Annotated in this window: 13 protein-coding genes; 6 read left to right on the top strand and 7 right to left on the bottom strand. The window is 66.9% G+C overall.

Annotated elements, in window-relative coordinates; all coding sequences use genetic code 11:
- Window positions 1–394 precede the first annotated feature (394 nt).
- The 5 genes from G5A07_RS14385 to G5A07_RS14365 all read right to left on the bottom strand — a co-directional run bounded on the left by G5A07_RS14385 (window position 395) and on the right by G5A07_RS14365 (window position 6,889).
- The gene (locus G5A07_RS14385; RefSeq protein WP_191863484.1) at window positions 395–2,689 is read right to left on the bottom strand and encodes a TonB-dependent receptor; all 2,295 of its coding nucleotides are present in this window, start codon (window positions 2,687–2,689) and stop codon (window positions 395–397) included.
- A 159-nt stretch (window positions 2,690–2,848) separates the two neighbouring features.
- The gene (locus G5A07_RS14380) at window positions 2,849–3,373 is read right to left on the bottom strand and encodes a hypothetical protein (protein ID WP_191863483.1); all 525 of its coding nucleotides are present in this window, start codon (window positions 3,371–3,373) and stop codon (window positions 2,849–2,851) included.
- A gap of 207 nt (window positions 3,374–3,580) precedes the next feature.
- Window positions 3,581–4,321 (bottom strand): acetoacetyl-CoA reductase, encoded by a 741-nt coding sequence (gene phbB / locus G5A07_RS14375; protein ID WP_005419193.1) that lies wholly within the window; start codon window positions 4,319–4,321, stop codon window positions 3,581–3,583.
- A gap of 24 nt (window positions 4,322–4,345) precedes the next feature.
- On the bottom strand, window positions 4,346–5,674 hold the full coding sequence (locus G5A07_RS14370) for a CitMHS family transporter (RefSeq protein WP_029550722.1): 1,329 nt from the start codon (window positions 5,672–5,674) through the stop codon (window positions 4,346–4,348).
- A gap of 75 nt (window positions 5,675–5,749) precedes the next feature.
- Window positions 5,750–6,889, bottom strand: a complete 1,140-nt coding sequence (locus G5A07_RS14365) for a porin (RefSeq protein ID WP_111098059.1) — start codon at window positions 6,887–6,889, stop codon at window positions 5,750–5,752.
- 242 nt (window positions 6,890–7,131) lie between these two features.
- Between G5A07_RS14365 and G5A07_RS14360 the strand changes: the two genes are divergently transcribed.
- Genes G5A07_RS14360 through G5A07_RS14345 form a run of 4 tightly spaced genes read left to right on the top strand, consistent with a single transcriptional unit; the run spans window position 7,132 to window position 10,936 of the window.
- The gene (locus tag G5A07_RS14360; protein ID WP_019337115.1) at window positions 7,132–7,821 is read left to right on the top strand and encodes a response regulator transcription factor; all 690 of its coding nucleotides are present in this window, start codon (window positions 7,132–7,134) and stop codon (window positions 7,819–7,821) included.
- Window positions 7,814–9,205, top strand: a complete 1,392-nt coding sequence (locus G5A07_RS14355) for a sensor histidine kinase (RefSeq protein ID WP_029379709.1) — start codon at window positions 7,814–7,816, stop codon at window positions 9,203–9,205. Before G5A07_RS14360 ends, G5A07_RS14355 begins: the two co-directional genes overlap by 8 nt.
- Window positions 9,202–10,257: an ABC transporter substrate-binding protein gene (locus G5A07_RS14350; RefSeq protein WP_191863482.1), complete on the top strand. Its 1,056-nt coding sequence runs from the start codon at window positions 9,202–9,204 to the stop codon at window positions 10,255–10,257. Before G5A07_RS14355 ends, G5A07_RS14350 begins: the two co-directional genes overlap by 4 nt.
- Window positions 10,258–10,285: 28 nt before the next feature.
- A complete protein-coding gene (locus G5A07_RS14345) occupies window positions 10,286–10,936 on the top strand; it encodes a response regulator transcription factor (protein WP_005414428.1) in 651 nt (216 codons plus the stop codon).
- A 573-nt stretch (window positions 10,937–11,509) separates the two neighbouring features.
- Here G5A07_RS14345 and G5A07_RS14340 read toward each other — a convergent pair.
- Together G5A07_RS14340 and G5A07_RS14335 are read right to left on the bottom strand one after the other, a co-directional pair.
- Window positions 11,510–14,152 carry a PAS-domain containing protein gene (locus G5A07_RS14340; protein ID WP_043400152.1) on the bottom strand — a complete coding sequence of 881 codons (2,643 nt, stop codon included), beginning with the start codon at window positions 14,150–14,152 and terminating at the stop codon, window positions 11,510–11,512.
- Window positions 14,153–14,218: 66 nt separating this feature from the next.
- A complete protein-coding gene (locus tag G5A07_RS14335; RefSeq protein WP_191863481.1) occupies window positions 14,219–15,388 on the bottom strand; it encodes a porin in 1,170 nt (389 codons plus the stop codon).
- A 330-nt stretch (window positions 15,389–15,718) separates the two neighbouring features.
- Between G5A07_RS14335 and G5A07_RS14330 the strand changes: the two genes are divergently transcribed.
- Both G5A07_RS14330 and G5A07_RS14325 read left to right on the top strand, forming a co-directional pair.
- Window positions 15,719–17,062, top strand: a complete 1,344-nt coding sequence (locus tag G5A07_RS14330; RefSeq protein ID WP_010480813.1) for a dicarboxylate/amino acid:cation symporter — start codon at window positions 15,719–15,721, stop codon at window positions 17,060–17,062.
- A 230-nt stretch (window positions 17,063–17,292) separates the two neighbouring features.
- On the top strand, window positions 17,293–19,584 hold the full coding sequence (locus tag G5A07_RS14325) for an NADP-dependent malic enzyme (RefSeq protein WP_043400158.1): 2,292 nt from the start codon (window positions 17,293–17,295) through the stop codon (window positions 19,582–19,584).
- Window positions 19,585–19,693 lie beyond the last annotated feature (109 nt).

The raw sequence follows: 19,693 nt of genomic DNA, 5'->3' as shown, positions 1-19,693 counted from the left end.
GGCGGGGCACCCTGGTCAGGACACGCAAAAGCCCCTCCATGGTGCTCGATGGCGCCATCCATGGCGCCAACGGTCCTGACCAGGGTGCCCCGCCTCCTCCAGACAATTTCCTGCGGGCGCGGCAGCAGGTCCACCAGAGGGATTGCGCTTGAAAAGCAAAGAGCCGGGCATTGCCCGGCTCTTTGCTTTTGCTTTTGCTGTTGCTCTTGCTTTCCATTCCCTCCGCGCCGGCGCGGGGAACTGTCCAGCGGGGGTAGGCAGGCCCATGCAGGACCGTGAGGCGCATGGATGCGCCGATCGAGCCCCCATGGATGGGTTTACGGCGTGTCCTGCATGGGCCTGCCTACCCGCGCCATGCAGGAACAATCAACGCGCCGCAGCGCCCGCTTTTGACTTAGAACTCCGCCGCCACCGTCATGAACAGCTGCCGCGGCGCGCTCGCGTGGATCGCATACCGCGTGCCCTTCGGATCGGTCGGCGCGAACGAACTCAGCTGGCCGGCATAGCGCTTGTTGGTCAGGTTGGTCGCGTTCAACGACACCCGCACGTTGCGCAGGCCAAGGCCCGGGCCGAAGTCGTAGCCCGCACCGGCGTCGAAGGTGGTCACGCCCGGCACCGACTGGTCGTTGGTGTAGGTGTAGTAGCGCTTGCCGGTGTACTTGGCACGCAGGCTGGCGAAGAAGCCATCGCGGTTCCAGCTGATCTCGCTGGAGGCCATGCGCTGCGGCGTATCCACCGTGATCTTGCCGGCCACCGGCACGATCGCGCCGCCCGAGGTGTAGTCATCCTCGTAGGTGGTCTTGTTCCAGGACAGCGCGTTGTACCACTGCAGGCCGTTGATCGGCTTGAGGATGAAGGTCAGCTCCGCACCGTGGCTCTTCACCGAACCGACGTTGATGAAGCGCGTCACGCACTCCGGACGCGTGCCGACTTCGATGCTCGAGCACGGGTTCAGCGACAGCAGGCGGTTGTCGAACTTCACGTTGTAGGCGGCGATCGAGGCCTGGTACTTCTCGCCGAAGGTACGGAAGCCGGCTTCAAGGCTCTTGGACTTCTCCGGCTCCAGGCCGGCGCTGGCCGCGAACGATTCCGGCGACACCTGCAACGGGCCACCGCTGCCGCCACCGACGAAGGCGGCGATGTTCTCTGCGTACGAAGCGAACAGCTCGTTGTTGGCGTTGAGCTTGAAGCCCAGGCCCACCTGCGGCAGCACCGACTTCTTGGCGGTCAGCGTGCCCGAGGCGATGCGGGTTTCCACGCCTGGCTGGGCGGTGGCGCGCATGCGGGTGTTCGGGCTCTTGATACCGACATCCACGGTCAGGCGCTGGTCCAGGAAGCGCATGCGGTCCTGCACGTAGAACTGGCGCGTGCGGATGTCGAAGTCCTGGTTGAACAGCAGGCGGTCCGGGTTCTTCAGGTACAGGTCGTCCAGGAACGGGCCGCTGATGTAGTAGAAGTTGCGCGACACGTTATGGTCGTTCTGCTCGTACCACAGGCCGGCTTCCAGTTCGTGGATGCCCACCGTCCACGACAGCGCGGCGGTCAGGCCATCGCGGTTGATCGTGTAGTTGGTGCTGCGGATCGAGATCGGCAGCATCTTGTCGGTACCCGGGTAGGACGGCTGGCCCGGTGCCCACCAGTGGCCCTGGCCACGGTTGTCGTGGTGGTAGGCCAGCAGCTTCAGGCGGCCCTGCTCGCCCAGGCGCAGGTCGGCATCGACCGAATAGAGGTTGTCGTCGCGCAGCGCGCGGCTCTGGTAGTAGGCATCGTCGATGCTGTTGACGCCGCCGCTGAACTTGCAGCGTGCCTTGTTGTAGGTGCCCGGTGCGCAGTACGCGGCAGCGACAGCGCGATCCCAGTCCGGCGCATAGATGTTCCAGTCGTAGCCCAGGCCACGTGCCAGCATGTCCTTGGACAGGTAGGCGTAGTTGGCCTGGCTGGCGCGCGAGGTCGCCACGAACGCACCGAAGCGGTGGTCGCCGACATTCCACACGGCCTTGGCGTTGAACTGGCGGGTGGTCTGGTTCTGGTACGGCGCGGCCCACATGTCCTGGTCCTGGTGCACGCCGGACACGTAGGCCGAGAAACCATTGATGTCGCCTGTATCCACGCGCAGGTAGCCGCGACGCTGGTTGTTGTCACCCACGGTGACGCTGGCGCGTCCACCGAATTCGGTGGACGGGTCCATCGAGAAGTACTGGATGGTGCCGCCCAGGTTGCTCGTCGACGCCACGCCCAGCGAGCCGATGCCCTGCGACAACTCTGCGCCGGCCAGGTTCTCGGCGATGATCGCGCGGGCAATGCTCAGGCCGTTGTAGTTGCCGTAGCTGTTGTCACCCAGCGGAATGCCGTCCAGCGTATAGCCGAGGCGGCTCTTGTCGAAGCCGCGCAGGCTGATGGTCTGCGATTCTTCGTTGGCACCGAAGGCGTCGTTGGACTGCACCGACACGCCCGGCAGGCGGTCGAGGATCTTCTGGCCGCTGGTGCCCGGCGGCAGCACCTGCTTGTCGACGGTGGTGATGCGCTGCACCTGGCGGGTCTCGCCCTGGCCGATAACGGAGACGGTATCCAGCGTCTGCGCGCTCAGCGCGGCATCGGTGCTGGCGCCGGTATCGGCGGCGGGGGCGGCATGGGCGCTGGCGGCGGAGAGCGCGATCGCCACGGCGATCGTCAGGTGTCGGGTCTGCATGGTGGTCCGTTGCATTGGGGGTGGTCACGGGCACGCGTGCCGGTGCATGGCCACTATGCGAACGGAACATGAAACCTTCTTTACGAAAAACCAACGAACGATGCAGGGCAGTGGTGCGTGTCCTGCAACATGTTCGTCATGGTGGTAGGCCGGTGGGAATCAGAAGCGCTCCCCAGGCCAGCTCAATTTGAGCTGGTCCATGCAGTCACGGTCATGTTCGGAGAATGAGAACCCGATCTGGATGCCGTTCACTACTGTGCCGAACACCGTCGACTCGTCCAGGCTATGCCCTGACGGCACGGAAAGGACATTGAAGTCGGGGTAGCGACGACCCATCTGCTTTCGCGAGATGCAGGCGCCGCTCAGCCGCAGCGTAATGCCTTTGATGATTCGCCCCGATGCGTCGGTGTAGATCTGGGCAGAGGGCCCCTTGATCCTCCCAGCGACCACGAATGGCGCCAGATCGATGGTGGCGCTGTCGCTTCGGCCCATTCTTGCTTCCGAACGCGAGCCGGCCGGAGCCAGGGGTGATAGCTGCGCGACAAGGTCAGAGCGTGACAGCTGCAAGGACCAGCGCTCCACGAGCCGCCAGGTTGCATCCGCCTCATCCGCAGTGGCAGCAGGTGGGGTGGCCGCCAGTGGCGGGGTGGCGACCACGAGAAGCGCAATCAGCAATGCACGCATGCCAACCTCCTTGATCCGCGATTCCGGCCGTTCATCCATCGGGCTCGGCGAGCGTTGGCAGGTATAGCACCGGTTCCGCCGATGTATCGGGCAATACGTCCCGAAAATGCAGAAACAAAAAGGGGCCGGATCCCCCTCGCAAGCGAAGGTTCACCGGCCCCGCGCACTCCGTGGGGGAGGCGGTCCACGCCTTGCGTGGAGACGGGCTCAACCCATGTACAGGCCACCGTTGACCGGATAGTCGGCACCGGTCACATACGAGGCTTCATCCGAGGCCAGCCAGGCGCACAGGCCGGCCACTTCCTCGGGGCGGCCCAGGCGACGCACCGGTACCGACGCCGCCAGCCGGTCCAGCACATCCGGCGGGAAGCTGCTGATCGCCTGGCTGGCGATGTAGCCCGGCGACAGCGTGTTGACGGTGACGCCGCGCGAGGCCACTTCGGCCGCCAGTGCACGGCTGAAACCGTGCATCGCGGCCTTGGCGGTGGCGTAGTTCACCTGCCCGATCTGGCCCTTGTGGGCGCTGACCGAACCGATGTTGATGATGCGGCCCCAGCCACGCGTGGCCATGCCGTCCACCACCTGCTTGGTAAGGTTGAACAGCGCATTGAGGTTGGAGGCGATCACCGCGTTCCAGTCTTCCACCGTCATCTGCCGGAACAGCAGATCACGGCTGCCGCCGGAGTTGTTGACCAGCACATCGACCTCGCCCACTTCCGCTCGCACCTTGGCAAACGCGGCGCTGGTCGAAGCCCAGTCGGTGGCGTTGCCTTCCGAGGCGATGAAATCGAAGCCCTGTTCGCGCTGCTCGCGCAGCCAGTTGGCCTTGCGCGGCGAGTTCGGCGCGCAACCGGCGACCACGGTGTGGCCACTGCGGGCCAGGCTCTGGCAGATGGCAGTGCCGACACTGCCCATTCCACTGGTGACGTAAGCGATTCGAAGCGTCATTGCAGAAGGCTCCTTGGCAAAGGGTCAGGCGGCGAGGGGATACAGGCCGAACAGCAGGCTGCCGATCATCAGCAGCATCGAGATGGCGATGGCCCACTTCAGGGTGAACTTCTGGTGGTCGGCGAACTCGACCTTGGCCAGGCCCACCAGCAGGTAGGTGGAGGGCACCAGCGGGCTGAGCAGGTGCACCGGCTGGCCGGCCAGCGAGGCGCGCGCCATTTCCACCGGGGTGATGCCGTAGTTGCCCGCGGCCTCGGAGAGGATCGGCAGCACGCCGAAGTAGAACGCGTCGTTGGACATGAAGAAGGTGAACGGCATCGACGCCACCGCCGTGATCACCGCCAGGTACGGGCCCCACGACTCCGGAATCACCGCCAGGAAGCTGTGCGACATCGCTTCGACCATGCCGGTGTTGTTGAGGATGCCGGTGAAGATGCCCGCGGCGAAGATCAGCGACACCACCGACAGCACGTTGCCGGCGTGGTTGACCACACGGCGGCGCTGCTCGGCCAGGTTGGGGTAGTTGATGACCAGGGCGATGGCGAAGCCGACCATGAACAGCACCGGCATCGGCAGCACGCCGATGATCAGCGCGGTCATCAGCGCCACGGTCAGTGCCAGGTTCACCCACAGCAGCTTCGGCCGCTTGATGTCTTCGGCATCTTCCACGGTCGGCAGCGCGTTGCTGTCGTCGGACACGCTGTTGTCCATCCAGCTGCCGCCCTTGGGCAGGGTCACAACACCCAGGCGACGGCGTTCCTTCAGGCCCAGGTACCAGGCCAGCAGCAGCACGCCGGCGCAGGCGATCACCATCGACGGGATCAGCGGCACGAACACATCGGCCGGGTCCACGTGCAGCGCGGTGGCCGCGCGTGCGGTCGGGCCGCCCCACGGGGTCAGGTTCATCACGCCGCCGGCCAGGATGGTCACGCAGGTCATGTTCAGCGCGTTCATGCCGAGACGCTGGTACAGCGGCAGCATCGCCGAGACGGTGATCATGTAGGTGGTCGAGCCATCGCCATCAAGCGAGATCAGCATCGCCAGCACCGCGGTGCCGAGCACGATCTTCATCGGATCTCCCTTGACGAAGCGCAGGATCACCCGCACCAGCGGGTCGAACAGGCCGGCATCGATCATCACCCCGAAGTAGAGGATGGCGAACATCAGCATCACGCCGGTCGGTGCGATCTTCTTGATGCCTTCCAGCATCATCTCGTCGATGCCGGCGCCGAAGCCGCCGATCAGCGCGAACAGGATGGGAATGGTGATCAGGGCGACGAGCGGCGACAGGCGTTTGCTCATGATCAAGTACATGAACGTAATGACCATGCCAAAGCCGAGGATGCTCAGCATCATCTGCGGACTCCTTGCGAATACAGGACGTGGGGACGTGGAAGGGGCCCGGGCGGTATGCCCGGGAATTCGGGCTTAGAAGTCGTACTGCAGGCGTCCGGTGACCGCGCGCGTGCGGTCCACCGTCACCCCGGCCAAGCGGTCGCGGTTGCGGCTTTCGATCACGTTGAGCATGAAGCGCAGGTTGTCGCGCAGGTACCAGTTGCCACCCAGCGTCCACGCCTCGGTGCTGCCGCGGCGCAGGTCCGGCGCACCATCGAGATGCTGCGCGCCCCACATCTGGTCGTAGCGCAGCGCTACTTCGAACGCGCCGGCCTTGTGGCGGATATCCTTCACCCGCGCGAAGCGGCCGGTCTTGCGGTCGTAGGCGCGGCTTTCGCCGGTGACGAACCAGCTGACCATGCCGTAGGCGGCCATCACGTCGCCACGCTGCGCACCGTCATCGAAGGTGGCGCCACTGAACTCGCCCTGCCACGACAGCGGGCCGCGCACCTGGGCGTACTCCAGCGACCACTTGTTGACATCGGTATCGCGGCCGGCGGAGAAGTCCACCAGGGTCAGGCGGCTGTTGTCGGACAGGTGGCCGGCCGGGCGCGGACGGATCTTCAGGCCCGGAACGCCGTTCGCGCCCGGGTTGTCATAGGCCTCGCGGGCCAGCGACAGGCCCAGGTGCAGCACGTCGCCATCGGCGGGCGAGGGCGCCCAGGTGACACGGCCACCGGCAGCACGCCCCTTCACCTGCCAGGCGTCGATGCTTTCCAGGCTGTAGATGCTGGCGGCCCAGGTGAAGTCACCCGGATTGGCCTGCCACGAAGCGCCCAGGCGGTACAGCGGCGCCAGCGTGGTGCCGGCATTGCCGCGCTCCAGGAAGCTGCCGTAGTTGGAGCTGGTGCGGTCATCCAGCGAGAAGTACTGCTTGAACTGGCCGACGGTCAGCTTGCCGGCCTTGCCGAAGCTGCGCGCCAGGTACACGTCCTTGGCCTCGACGCGGTCGCCGGAGAAATCGGCCTCCAGCTTGTAGTCGACCACGAAGAACTTGCCGGATACGTCAACCCACGCGCGGCGGATTTCGGTGTCGTCCTTGTTCGGGGTGCCGCGGTTGTCGTTGTCGAAGGTAGCGAAGTCCAGATGCAGGCGGCCACCCAGGGTGGCGGTGACCGGACGGTCGTCTTCGGCAGCGAAGGCCGGCGCCGACAGGACAGCCAGCGCCATCATGGCGGCAGGACGCCGCCAGGCAAACGTGAATTCCACAAACCCTCCCAGGTGCGCGCCAGGCGCGCGGCAATCGTGGGCACCGGACGGTGCGCGGCCGCAGTCTGGGTCGGGCAAGCTGTCATGGTCCTGTCAACGGATTGTGCGGTGCAGCGTAAAGCGGCTCGCTGCTGCTTCCTGGCAGGGCCCGGCGAGCGCGGCAGCGGCATGCGGTAGCATTCGTTTCCCCTCCCACCCTCGTGCCCATGCGCCTGCTGCTGGTCGAAGACAACCCGGATCTGGCCGATGCGATCATCCGCCGCATGCGCCGCAGTGGGCACGCCGTGGACTGGCAGGCCGATGGCCTGGCCGCCGCCAGCGTGCTGCGCTACCAGAGCTTCGACCTGGTGGTGCTGGACATCGGCCTGCCCAAGCTCGATGGCCTGCGCGTGCTGGCCGGCATGCGCGAGCGTGGCGACAGCACGCCGGTGCTGATGCTGACCGCACGCGATGGCATCGAAGACCGCGTGCAGGCGCTGGATGTCGGCGCCGACGACTACCTGGGCAAGCCGTTCGATTTCCGCGAATTCGAAGCGCGCTGCCGCGTGCTGCTGCGTCGTGCACGAGGCCAGGCCAGCGAAGTGGTGCAGATCGGCGGCTTCCAGTTCGATAATGCCGCGCATCGTGTCAGTCTCGACGGCGAGCCTATCGAGCTACCCAACCGCGAGTACCGGCTGCTGGAGATTCTGGTCGGCCGCCTCGGTCAGGTGGTCGGCAAGGACGAGATCGGCAACGGCCTGTTCGGCTTCGACGACGAAGCCGGCCCGAATGCGATCGAGCTGTACGTCGGTCGCCTGCGGAGAAAGCTGGCCGGCGCACCGCTGCGCATCACCACGGTGCGCGGTGTCGGCTACCTGCTGGAAGCCAGCGATGGCAGCGCCGACGCCGATGGCTGACGCACGCGCTGCGAACGCGGCGCCAGGTTCGCTGCGGCGAACGCTGCTGCTCTACCTCGGCGCGCTGCTGGCGGTGTTCGCGGTGGCGCTGCTGTTCGCCGCGCGCGACTATGGCCAGCGTGCGGCAAACCGTTCCTACGATCACCTGCTGGTGTCTTCGGCGCTGTCCATCGCCGATTCGGTGGCGCTGGTCGACGGCCAGTGGCAGGTCGATCTTCCCTATGCGGCGCTGGACCTGCTGGCGATGGCCCCGGAAGACCGCGTGTTCTATCGGGTGGCCGACAGCCGCGGCAACCTGATCACAGGTTATGGCGATCTGCCGTCGCCGCCGCGCCGTCCGGGCACGCAGCCGCAGCTGTTTGATGCGGCGTACAGCGGCGAGACCGTACGCTTCGTAGTGGTCGGCCGCAGTTTCGCCGCGGCCTCGGCGCAGGGCGAGGTGCAGGTGCAGGTGGGCCAGACCCGGCGTGCGCGCGAAGCCGTCGCGCAGGACATGGTCAATCGCGCACTGCTGGCGATCGGCGTGCTGTCCGGCCTGCTGCTGGCGCTGGTGGCGTTTGGCGTGCACCGCGCGTTCCGCCCACTGGTGCGGGTGGAACGCGAGCTGTCGCGCCGCGAACCGTCCGACCTGAAGCCCCTCGACGCGCGCGTGCCGCGCGAGATGGACCAGATGGTGGCGGCGTTGAACCGCTTCATGGAGCGCCTGTCCAGCAGCAACGAGACACTGCGCGCATTCATGGCCGAGGCCGCGCACCAGATGCGCACGCCGTTGGCTGCCCTGCGCGCGCAGGCACAGCTTGCGCTGGACGACGACGACCCCGAAGACATGCGGCGCAGCCTGCAGGCGATCGAGCGCAATGCCACCCACATGAGCCGGTTGCTGAACCAGCTGCTCAGCGATGCCAGCGTGATCCATCGCTCGCACCTGCAGCGCTTTGCGGCGGTGGACCTGGCCGAGACCGTGCACCAGGCCCTGCATGAAGCCCTGCCGCAGGCCGGCCCGGCACCGCGCGTGCAACTTGCGATGACCGCCGAGCCGGTGCAGGTGCACGGCGACGCGCTGTTGCTGCGCGAGGCGATCAAGAACCTGGTCGACAACGCACTGAAGTACGGCGGCGAGGGCCCGTTGCAGATCGCGCTGACCGTGGAAGGCGGTCAGGCGGTGCTGACCATTGCCGACCATGGCGCAGGCATCGCACCCGCTGATGCCGAACGCGTGTTCGAGCGCTTCGCCCGTGGCGAAGGCGCGCCGTCCGGCGGCGCCGGGCTGGGCCTGGCCATCGTCAAGCGCGTGGTCGACAGCCATGGCGGCCGCATCGACCTCAGCAACCGCCCGCAGGGCGGGCTGATCGCCACCATCCGCCTGCCACGGAGCAGTCCATGATCCGCCTGTTCGCTGCTGCCGTTGCCTTGCTGCTGGCCCTGCCGGTACTGGCCGCGCCCGGCGACGTACGCCGTTTCCCGGCCCAGGCAAAGGCCACTGCGCAGCTGCGCATTCACGGCACCACCGACATCGAAGTGTTCGCGGTGGTGATCGCCGATTACCAGCGCCTGCATCCCGGCACCGAGGTGGTGTACGAGGACATCATCACCCAGGACCTGTACGCGCGTTACCTGCACGACCGCGGCGGGCTGGCATCGCCGGACCTGCTGATCTCCAGCGGCATGGATCTGCAGACCAAGCTGGTCAACGATGGCCACGCGCTGCCACACCGTTCGGCGCAGACCGCTGCACTGCCGGCCTGGGCACAGTGGCGCAACGAGGCCTTCGGCATCAGCTACGAGCCGGTGGTGATGGTCTACAACACCCGCATGCTGCCGGCCGCGAAGGTGCCGCACACGCGTCGGCAGCTGCTGGACCGGCTGCGCGCCGAGGGAGCACCGCTGCGCGGCAGGGTCGGCACCTATGACATCGAGCGCAGCAGCGTCGGCTACCTGCTGTCTACCCAGGATGCGCAGCGTGGCAGCATCGCCGGTGCGTTGCTGGGCGCGCTGGGCGACAACGACGTGGTGCGCGAGGAGCGCACCGGCGTGCTGCTGGACAAGGTGGCCAGCGGACAGCTGTCGCTGGTCTACAACGTGCTCGGCTCCTACGCGCAGGCGCGCGTTGATGCCGGCGCGCCGCTGGGCATTGTGGAGCCCGAGGACTACACGCTGGTGGTGCTGCGCACCGCAGTGATTCCGCGCACCGGCCCGCACCCGGAAGAAGCCCGGCGCTTCCTCGACTACCTGCTGTCGCCACGCGGCCAGCAGGTGCTGTCGCGCGAGGCACGGCTGATGCCGATCGTGACCGGCAACGCGCGCGGCGATGATGCGCCGGGCCGCAGCCGCCGCCCGATCCAGCTGGGTCCGGGCCTGCTGGTGTATCTGGACGCGCTCAAGCGCCGCCAGTTCCTCGATGCCTGGCGCAGCAGCGTGGAGCCGGCAGGGCGCTGAGGCTCCGGCCTGCCCGTACAATGGCCGCATGAGCGAATACACCATCCTGATCGCCGATGACCACCCGCTGCTGCGTTCGGCGGTGGTGCAGTCATTGCGGCAGAGCCTGCCGCTGGCGCAGGTGCGCGAGGTCGCCAGCGCCGAGGCCTTGGCCGAAGCACTCGACGCACATCCGGATGTGGACCTGGTGCTGCTCGACCTGACCATGCCAGGCGCGCACGGTTTTTCCGCGCTGCTGCACGTGCGTGGCTCGCATCCGGACATCCCGGTGGTGATCCTCTCGTCCAACGACCATCCGCGGGTGATTCGCCGCGCGCAGCAGTTCGGCGCCGCCGGGTTCATCCCGAAGTCGGCGCCGGCCGAGACCATCGGCGAGGCCGTGCAGGCGGTGCTCGATGGTGGCCTGTGGTTCCCGGCGATGGCCGCCGAGCGTTCGGAGGCCGATGCACTGCTGGCCAGCCGCCTGGCGCAGCTGACCCCGCAGCAGTTCCGCGTGCTGCTGTGCCTGGCCGATGGCCTGCTGAACAAGCAGATCGCCTATACGTTGGGCCTGGCCGAGAACACGGTGAAGGTGCATGTCACCGCGATCCTGAAGAAACTCGAGTGCCATAGCCGAACGCAGGCAGCGGTGCTGGTGAAGGCACTGGAGCCCGAGGGCGACGCCGGCATCGGGTTGTAGTTTCCGGCCAACGGCGCAGCCCCTCGTGGGTGGGTTTGGGTTGGTCGCTGAAAGCAGAAGCTGCGAGCGGGCCGGTCGGGTTGGGTGCGCGGGGGACGCCGTGAATCCGTCCCTGGAGGCTTGGCAGCCGCATCCATGCGGCTGACACCCCCGCGCACCCAACCCGACCGGCCTCTGACAGATTTCGGTGGCCTGCCACCCACGGAGAAGAAAAAAGGATCAGAAGCAAAAGCAGGCTGTCAGGCCGCCTTTTGTAGAGCCGAGCCCACGCTCGGCTTCGCGGACCGGCCGGAAAGCAGCCGAGCATGGGCTCGGCTCTACACGAGCAAGCGCAGCGGGCGACCCGCTTTTGATCTTCTTTTTCTTGTCCGTGGGTGGAGAACACCTGTGAACTGTCAGCGGCCGGGTGGGTGGGTAGTGCGGGGTGTCCGCGGCAAGGATGCCGCGGCCAAGCCCCCATGGATGGGTTCACGGCGTCCCCGCACTGCCCACCCATCCGGCCAGCCCTCAGCAATCCGGCCTTCCGCGACCAACCAGACACCACCCACGAGGGGCTGCGCCGTTTGCTGGAAACTACCCGCGATGCCGGATCAGCAACTGACTCATCAGCGCCCGCAGCGCCGGCGGCTTCACCGGCTTGGCCATCATCCCCCAGCCTCGCTCGGCGGCCATCTCACGCAATCCCGCATCGCGCTCGGCAGTGACCAGCACCACCGGAGGGCGAGCCTGCCATAGTTCCGCCAGCGTCTCGTAAAGCACCGGTCCGTGGTGATCGCCCATGCGCACATCCAGCAGCACCAGCTCCGGTACCGCGCCTGTCGCTGCCAGCTGCAACGCGGCCTGCGGGCCATCGGCCAGCATCACCTCGCAGCCCCAGCGTTCCAGCAGCGCGCGGCTGGCGGCGCAGACGTGCGGATCATCATCGATCACCCACACCCGGCGCCCGCGCAGCGGATTGTCCGCGGCCGGTTCCTGCACCAGCACCGGCGCAGGTGCCGTAGCAGGAATCGCACTGGCGTCGCCGAACGGTACGCCCACCGCGAACACGCTGCCCTGGCCCAGCTGCGAGCGCAGGCGGATCGGATGGCCGAGCAGACGACCGATGCGATCGACGATCGCCAGGCCAAGGCCAGCGCCGCGCTGCTGGCCGTCGTGAAGGCGGCGGAACTCCTCGAAGATCTCGCCCTGCAGCGCATCCGGAATACCCGGGCCCTGGTCGTGCACTTCGATCCACAGCAGGCCTTCGCGGCGGCGGCAACCCAGCAGCACGCGGCCGCGTTCGCTGTAGCGCAGCGCGTTGGACAGGAAGTTCTGCAGGATGCGGCGCAGCAGGGCTTCATCGCTGACCACCACCGCATCGGTATCGACCCAGTCGACCACCAGCCCGCGTGACTGTGCGGCGATGCCGAACTCGCGCGCCAGCGTCTGCAGCAGCGGCCCGAGCCGGAACGCCTGCACGCGCGTGGGCAGGCTGCCCGATTCCAGCCGCGCGATATCCAGCAGGCTGTTGAGAATCGCGTCCTGCGCGGCCAGCGCAGCGTCGATGTGGTCGCTGGTCTGCTGCTGCGCCGGGTCGCTCAGTTTGCCGCGCAGCACCGAGACGAACATGCGTGCAGCGTTGAGTGGCTGCAGCAGGTCGTGCACGGCCGAGGCGACGAAGCGGGTCTTGTAGCGGTTGGCCTGTTCGGCTTCGCGGCGTGCTTCGTCCAGGTCACGGGTGCGCTCGGCGATGCGGTGCTCCAGCGCATCGGCCAGCGAACGCAGTTCGCGCGCGGCGTTCTTGTAGCTGGTGATGTCGGCATAGCTGGTGACGAAACCGCCGTCGGGCAGCGGATTGCCACGGATCTCCAGCACCGTGCCGTCGTCCTTCTCGCTTTCGCGCATGTGCGGGCGACCGCTGCGCAGGTGGTTCAGGCGACGCTCGATGGCCTCGTCCACCGGGCCGGGACCGAGCAGGCCACGGCGTGCATTGAAACGGAACAGTTCCTCGATCGGCCGGCCGACGCGAACCAGGTCTGCCGGGAACCGGAACAGTTCCAGATAGCGCGCATTCCATGCCACCAGCCGCAGCTCGCGGTCGATCACCACCACGCCCTGCGGCAGGTGCGCCAGGCTGCGGCTGAGGCCGCTGTCAGCGTCGGTTGCGGCCTGCAGCAGGCCATCCTGTGCGGTGCGCAGTTCCTGTGCATGCTGCTTGAGCAGGGTTTCGAGTTCGCGGCGGCTGCGCAGGCGGTGTTTGGCCAGGCGCCGGCGCTGCTGCACGAACAGCACCAGGAAGCCCAGCGCCAGCCATGCGGCACCGCCGGTGAGTGCGGCCGCGCGTCCGGCAGATGTGGCTGCACTGGCATCGTGCAGCAGGTGCAGGTTCCAGCCTTCAGCGGGCAGCGGCAGGCTCTGCCACAGCATCGGCTGCGGCAACGTCGGGTCCAGCAGGCGCACCATGCGGCCGCCATCGGCCAGCACGTCTTCGGTACGCGCACGCAGGGGTTGCAATGCGCGGTCGGCGTACTGGCGGGCATCGAGCATCTCGCGGCGCTCGTCGGCGCCCAGCGGGCGCAGCAGCCGGTAGCGCCAGCTGTCACGGTTGGCCAGGAACACCACGTCGTGGTCGTCGCTGGCCAGCACCACATCGGGGCTGCTCAACCATTCCTGTTCCAGCGCCGACAGCTCGACCTTGATCACCACCACGCCCAGCCGCTGGCCGTCTTCCTCGATCGCCTGCGACAGGTAGTAACCGGGCACGCCGGTGGTCATGCCGATGCCGTAGAAGCGGCCGCGGCCCTTGGCCAGCGCCTGCCGGTAATACGGGCGATAGCTGTAGTTCTCGCCGACATTGGTGGTCGGCTGGTCCCAGTTGCTGGCCGCCACCGCCACGCCGTCGTGGCCGACCAGGGTCAGGGTCGAGGCGCGGGTGACCTCATTGGCGCGTTGCAGCTTAAGGTTCAGCCGCTGCCGTTCGGCGGGCGAGGGCGGCACGCGCAGGGCGTGCAACAGGTCCGGGTCCAGCGCCAGCACCTGCGGCAGCGTGCCGAAGCGGTCGATGCGCTGCTGCAGGCCCTGGCCATACAGCTGCAGCTGGCGTTGCACCTGGCTGCTTTCGTCGCCCAGGGCACGCCGCCAGGCGTAGTGGCCGGCGGCCACTGCAGACAGCACGGTGCCACCGACCATCACCGCGATGGTCAGCAACAGCATCCGGTGGCGGCTGAGCCAGTACATGGCGGCAGTCTACGCAGGGCCGGCGGGCGTGGCATGCACGCCCGCCGGGATCTGACGTGGAAGGGGTCAGAAGTGCATCTGCGCGCGCAGTTCGAAGATCTCCGGCGTGCTGTGCACACCACGACGGCTGGCGTCGACCTTCACGTAATTGGCCTGGAACTTGAAGTGGCTGGTCAGGTACCAGTTCGCACCCAGGGTCAGGTCGTGCTGGCGTCCGCCGAGGATGCTGCCATCGTCGAGGTCCATGCGGCTGTAGCGGGCCACCAGTTCCACCGCGCCGTAGTCGTGCGCCGGCTTGATGTTGGCCACGGCACCTGCGTTGTACGGGCGCGATTCGCCGGTCAACACCCAGCTGGCCATCGCGTACTGGCCGCTGCCGGTGTAGTCGGGCTTGCCATCATGGCGGGTGACCGTGGCGCGCAGGGCTTCGGCCTGCAGCGAGAACGGGCCGCGGATCCAGATGCCTTCCAGGGCGGTGCGGCGGATCTGGTCGGCGGTGACCAGCGCGCCGGAATCGACATAGCGGATGTCGGTCAGGCCGGCCTCCGGGCGTGCGCGCAGGCGCGCGCTGGCCTCGTGGTGCACGTCGCGGCCATCGCTGTAGCCACGCGGATTTTCCTGCGAGTAGGCCAGGCCCAGGTGGATTACATCACCCGGCGCCTTCACCGGGGTCCACACCGCACGCACGGCCTGGGTGGTGCCGGGGTTGTCACCCTGCAGGTCCTTGCCGCCATAGGCGCCAGCCTGCAGCAGGTACTGCGGGCGCTCCAGCACCCATTCCACACCCGTGCGGCGGCCGGCGTAGAAGGCCTGCACGGGCAGTGCGGTTTCCAGGAAGCTGCCGGCGCGCGAAGACGTGTTCGCGTCCAGGCCAACCGGGGTCTTCATGTAGCCGAAGCGGAAGCGGCCGATGTCGCGGCCGAAGAAGGCCTTGCTTTCGAAGCGCACGAACACGTCCAGCCAGGTGTCGGACTGGAAGTCGTAGTAGACCATCGCGTCGTAGACGCCCTTCTTCTTCAGCGTCGCGCCGAACTCCTTGCGGCGCACGGCGTCGTCGTCCTCAAGACCGCTGCCCGAGGAAAAATCGTTGTAGTCGTAGGCGATGTTGGCGGTGGCGGCCAGCTCGGTGCCGTCGCCGAAGGTGTACCTGGTCGGCCAGTTGTCGAAATCGGCAGCCGAAGCGAAGGCGGGAAGCGCGGCCAGCGACAGGGCCAGCAAGGTGGGAATCGGGCGCATTAGGTGCGGCTCTCTCAGATTGCGTGTGGACAGGACAACAACGGCCGCAAGGGCCGGAACTTTCGCAATGACGCGCCCGGCCGTTCAGCCCGGGCCACCGGCCTCCCCGTGATCGGGCGGTGCGGCGCCAGTGTAGGCATCGCGGCCACCTGAACCGGGGGGCTAGTACCAATAGGTTATCTGCGCCAGCGTGCCCGGCGCGTACAAAGGCGTCCATTGGTCGCACCCCCTGCGCGTGCAGCACAGGGCCTGCGATCAGTTTCCACGGTTACGGTTCCCGTGCAGTCCCGGGGCCGTACGTGCCTGAAAACGCCCCTTCCGGAGTCCGCCATGCACATCCCGACCGCAGCACCGGTGCCTGCAAAGCCGTTGCCGATCTATCGCCAGCTGTACTTCCAGGTGATCGTGGCGATCGTCCTGGGCGCCATCCTCGGCCACTACGAGCCGTTGATCGGCGAGAAGATGAAACCGCTCGGCGATGCCTTCATCAACCTGGTGAAGATGATCATCGCGCCGGTGATCTTCCTGACCATCGTCACCGGCATCGCCGGCATGACCCACCTGCGCACGGTGGGCCGCGTGTTCGCCAAGGCGATGGCGTACTTCCTGTTCTTCTCCACGCTGGCACTGATCGTCGGCATGATCGTGGCGCACGTGGTGCAGCCCGGCGCCGGCATGAACATCAACCCGGCCGAGCTGGATCAGACCGCGGTGCACAGCTACGTCGAGAAGTCGCATGACCTGACCCTGGTCGGCTTCCTGATGGACATCATCCCGAAGACGCTGCTCAGCGCGTTCGTCGATGGCAACATCCTGCAGGTGCTGTTCGTGGCCGTGCTGTTCGGCATCGCGCTGGCATCGGTGGGCGAGAAGGGCAAGCCGATCGTGAACTTCCTGGAGGCGCTGGTCGCCCCGGTGTTCAAGCTGGTGCACATCCTGATGAAGGCCGCCCCGATCGGTGCCTTCGGCGCAATCGCCTTCACCATCGGCAAGTACGGCGTCGGCTCGCTGATCAACCTGGCCTGGCTGGTGGGCTCGTTCTACCTCACCGCGTTCCTGTTCGTGGCGGTGATCCTGGGCCTGGTCTGCCGCCTGTGTGGCTTCTCGGTGTTCAAGCTTGCGCGTTACCTGAAGGCCGAACTGCTGCTGGTGCTGGGTACCTCCTCGTCGGAGTCGGCGCTGCCGTCGCTGATGGAGAAGATGGAACGCGCCGGGTGCAGCAAGTCGGTGGTGGGCCTGGTGGTCCCGACCGGCTATTCGTTCAACCTGGACGGAACCAACATCTACATGACCCTGGCCGCGCTGTTCATCGCCCAGGCCACCAACACCGAACTGACCCTGGGCCACCAGATCGCCCTGCTGCTGGTCGCCATGCTCAGCTCCAAGGGTGCCGCTGGCGTTACCGGCGCCGGCTTCATCACCCTGGCCGCGACCCTGGCGGTGGTGCCGGAAGTGCCGGTGGCTGGCATGGCGCTGATCCTGGGCGTGGACCGCTTCATGAGCGAATGCCGCTCGCTGACCAACTTCATCGGCAATGCCGTGGCCACGGTAGTGGTCTCGCGCTGGGAGGGTGCGCTGGACCGCAACCGCCTGCAGCTGGCGCTGGATGGCCGCGAAAGCGAACTGCCGCCGCTGATCGATGCCGTGCCCGAGGCGCTGCCGGCCAGGGGCTGATCCAGGTGTGTGGTACCGCGGGGCCGATCACGACAGTGGTACGGCCCCGCGGCGTTTCAGGGCGTCCCATGGCTGTCATGGCAGACGCCGAAGCTGGTATCCCGGTACCGTCGCATACGGCACGGAATTGTGCGGTCGCAGCATGCCTGCGACAGGATAGCGACAGGTCCAGACGCTCCAACGGGGGTATCATCCCCTGTCCCTTCTGCCCATTCATGTAACCCACATCGATGTCCAACGAAGATTTCAAACAGGCCGCCCTCGATTACCACCGGATGTCCCCGCCGGGAAAGATCAAGGTTTCCGCTACCAAGCCCATGCTGACCCAGCGCGACCTGTCGCTGGCGTATTCGCCGGGCGTGGCGTACGCCTGTGAAGCGATCAAGGCCGACCCGCAGCAGGCCAGCGAGCTGACCGCCCGCGGCAACCTGGTGGCGGTGATCTCCAACGGTACCGCGGTGCTGGGCCTGGGCAACATCGGCGCGCTGGCCGGCAAGCCGGTGATGGAAGGCAAGGGCGTGCTGTTCCAGAAGTTCGCCGGCATCGATGTGTTCGACATCGAAGTGGATGAAACCGACCCGGACAAGCTGGTCGACATCATCGCCTCGCTGGAGCCGACCTTCGGTGGCATCAACCTGGAAGACATCAAGGCGCCGGAATGCTTCGTGGTCGAGCGCAAGCTCCGCGAGCGCATGAAGATTCCGGTGTTCCATGACGACCAGCACGGCACGGCGATCATCGTCGGCGCGGCCGTGCTCAACGCCATGGCGATCACCGGCAAGAAGATCGAGGAAGTGAAGCTGGCGACCACGGGCATGGGCGCAGCCGGCATTTCCTGCGTGAACATGCTGGTGCAGCTGGGCCTGAAGCCGGAGAACATCCTGGCCTTCGACCGCGAGGGCGTGATCCATACCGGCCGTACCGACCTGGACCCGGAAAAGCAGCGCTATGCGCGCGACACCGACAAGCGCACCCTGGCCGAGATCGTCGACGGCGCGGACATCTTCCTGGGCCTGTCGGCACCGGGCATCCTGACCGCCGACATGGTCAAGACCATGGCGCCGGATCCGGTGATCTTCGCGCTGGCCAACCCGACCCCGGAAATCATGCCGGAACTGGCGCGCGCCGCGCGTCCGGACGCGATCATCGGCACCGGCCGTTCGGACTACCCGAACCAGGTCAACAACGTGCTGTGCTTCCCGTACCTGTTCCGTGGTGCGCTGGACGTGGGCGCGACCGCGATCAACGAGGAAATGAAGATCGCCTGCGTGCGCGCCATCGCCGCGCTGGCGCGCCGTGCGGCCACCGACATGGGTTCGGCCTATGGTGGCGAGACGCCGAGCTTCGGCCGTGAATACCTGATCCCGCGCCCGTTCGACCGCCGCCTGCTGGTGGAGCTGTCGGCCGCCGTGGCCCAGGCCGCGATGGATTCGGGCGTGGCCTCGCGCCCGATCGCCGACATGGGTGCCTACCGCGACAAGCTTGCCCAGTTCGTCTACCGCACCAGCCTGATGATGAAGCCGGTCTACGACCGCGCGCGCAGCGACAAGCAGCGCGTGGTGTACGCCGAAGGCGAAGAGGAAGTGGTGCTGCAGGCGGTGCAGAACGTGGTCGATGACGGCCTGGCGCACCCGATCCTGATCGGCCGCCCGGAAGTGATCGAATCGCGCATCGAGCGCCTCGGCCTGCGCCTGAAGATCGGCGAGAACGTTGAAGTCACCAACATCAACGACGACCCGCGCTTCAACGAATACTGGCAGTACTACCACGGCCTGACCGGCCGCCGTGGCGTGACCGTGGCCGCGGCGAAGAACCTGATGCGTTCGCGCCCGACCCTGATCGCGGCGGTGATGGTGGCCCGTGGTGAAGCCGATGCGATGCTGACCGGCATCGTCGGCCGCTTCCACAAGAAGCTGGGCTACGTGCGCAGCGTGCTGCCGCTGGAGCCGAAGGTCACCTCGACCTCGGCGATGACCGGCGTGATCAACCAGCAGGGCGTGTTCTTCTTCGTGGACACCCACGTGCAGGAAGACCCGACCGCCGAGCAGCTGTGCGAAGCGACCCTGCAGGCGGCCTACCGCATGAAGCTGTTCGGCATCGAGCCGAAGGTGGCGCTGCTGTCGCACTCCAACTTCGGCAGCCATGATTCGAAGGATGCGCTGAAGATGCGCCAGGTGCGCGAGCTGCTGCTCAAGCGCAACCCGCGTCTGAACGTGGACGGCGAAATGCAGGGCGACACCGCATGGGATGAAGCGCTGCGGCAGAAGCTGCTGCCGGGCTCGACCCTGCAGGGCCGCGCCAACCTGTTCGTGCTGCCGAACCTGGAAGCGGCCAACATCGCCTACAACCTGGTGCGCGTGTTCACCGACGGCGTGGCGATCGGTCCGATCCTGATGGGCGTGAACAAGCCGGTGCACATCCTGACCACCAGCGCGACCTCGCGCCGGATCCTGAACATGACCGCCATTGCGGCGGTCGATGCGCAGATCCGCAAGCAGATCGAAGCGGAAAAAAAGGCGTAAGCCTTCGTTCCGCTGCGATCTGCAGAAACGCGCCCTTCGGGGCGCGTTTCGTTTCCGCCCAGCGGAAACCGGATCGGGTAGCGCCGGGCCATGCCCGGCGAGCGCGCAG

This window comes from Stenotrophomonas sp. AS012628, from assembly GCF_010608305.1.
Taxonomy (GTDB): domain Bacteria; phylum Pseudomonadota; class Gammaproteobacteria; order Xanthomonadales; family Xanthomonadaceae; genus Stenotrophomonas; species Stenotrophomonas geniculata.
The sequence above is the reverse complement of the archived record's forward strand: the minus strand, read 5'-3'. Positions and strand labels throughout refer to the sequence as shown.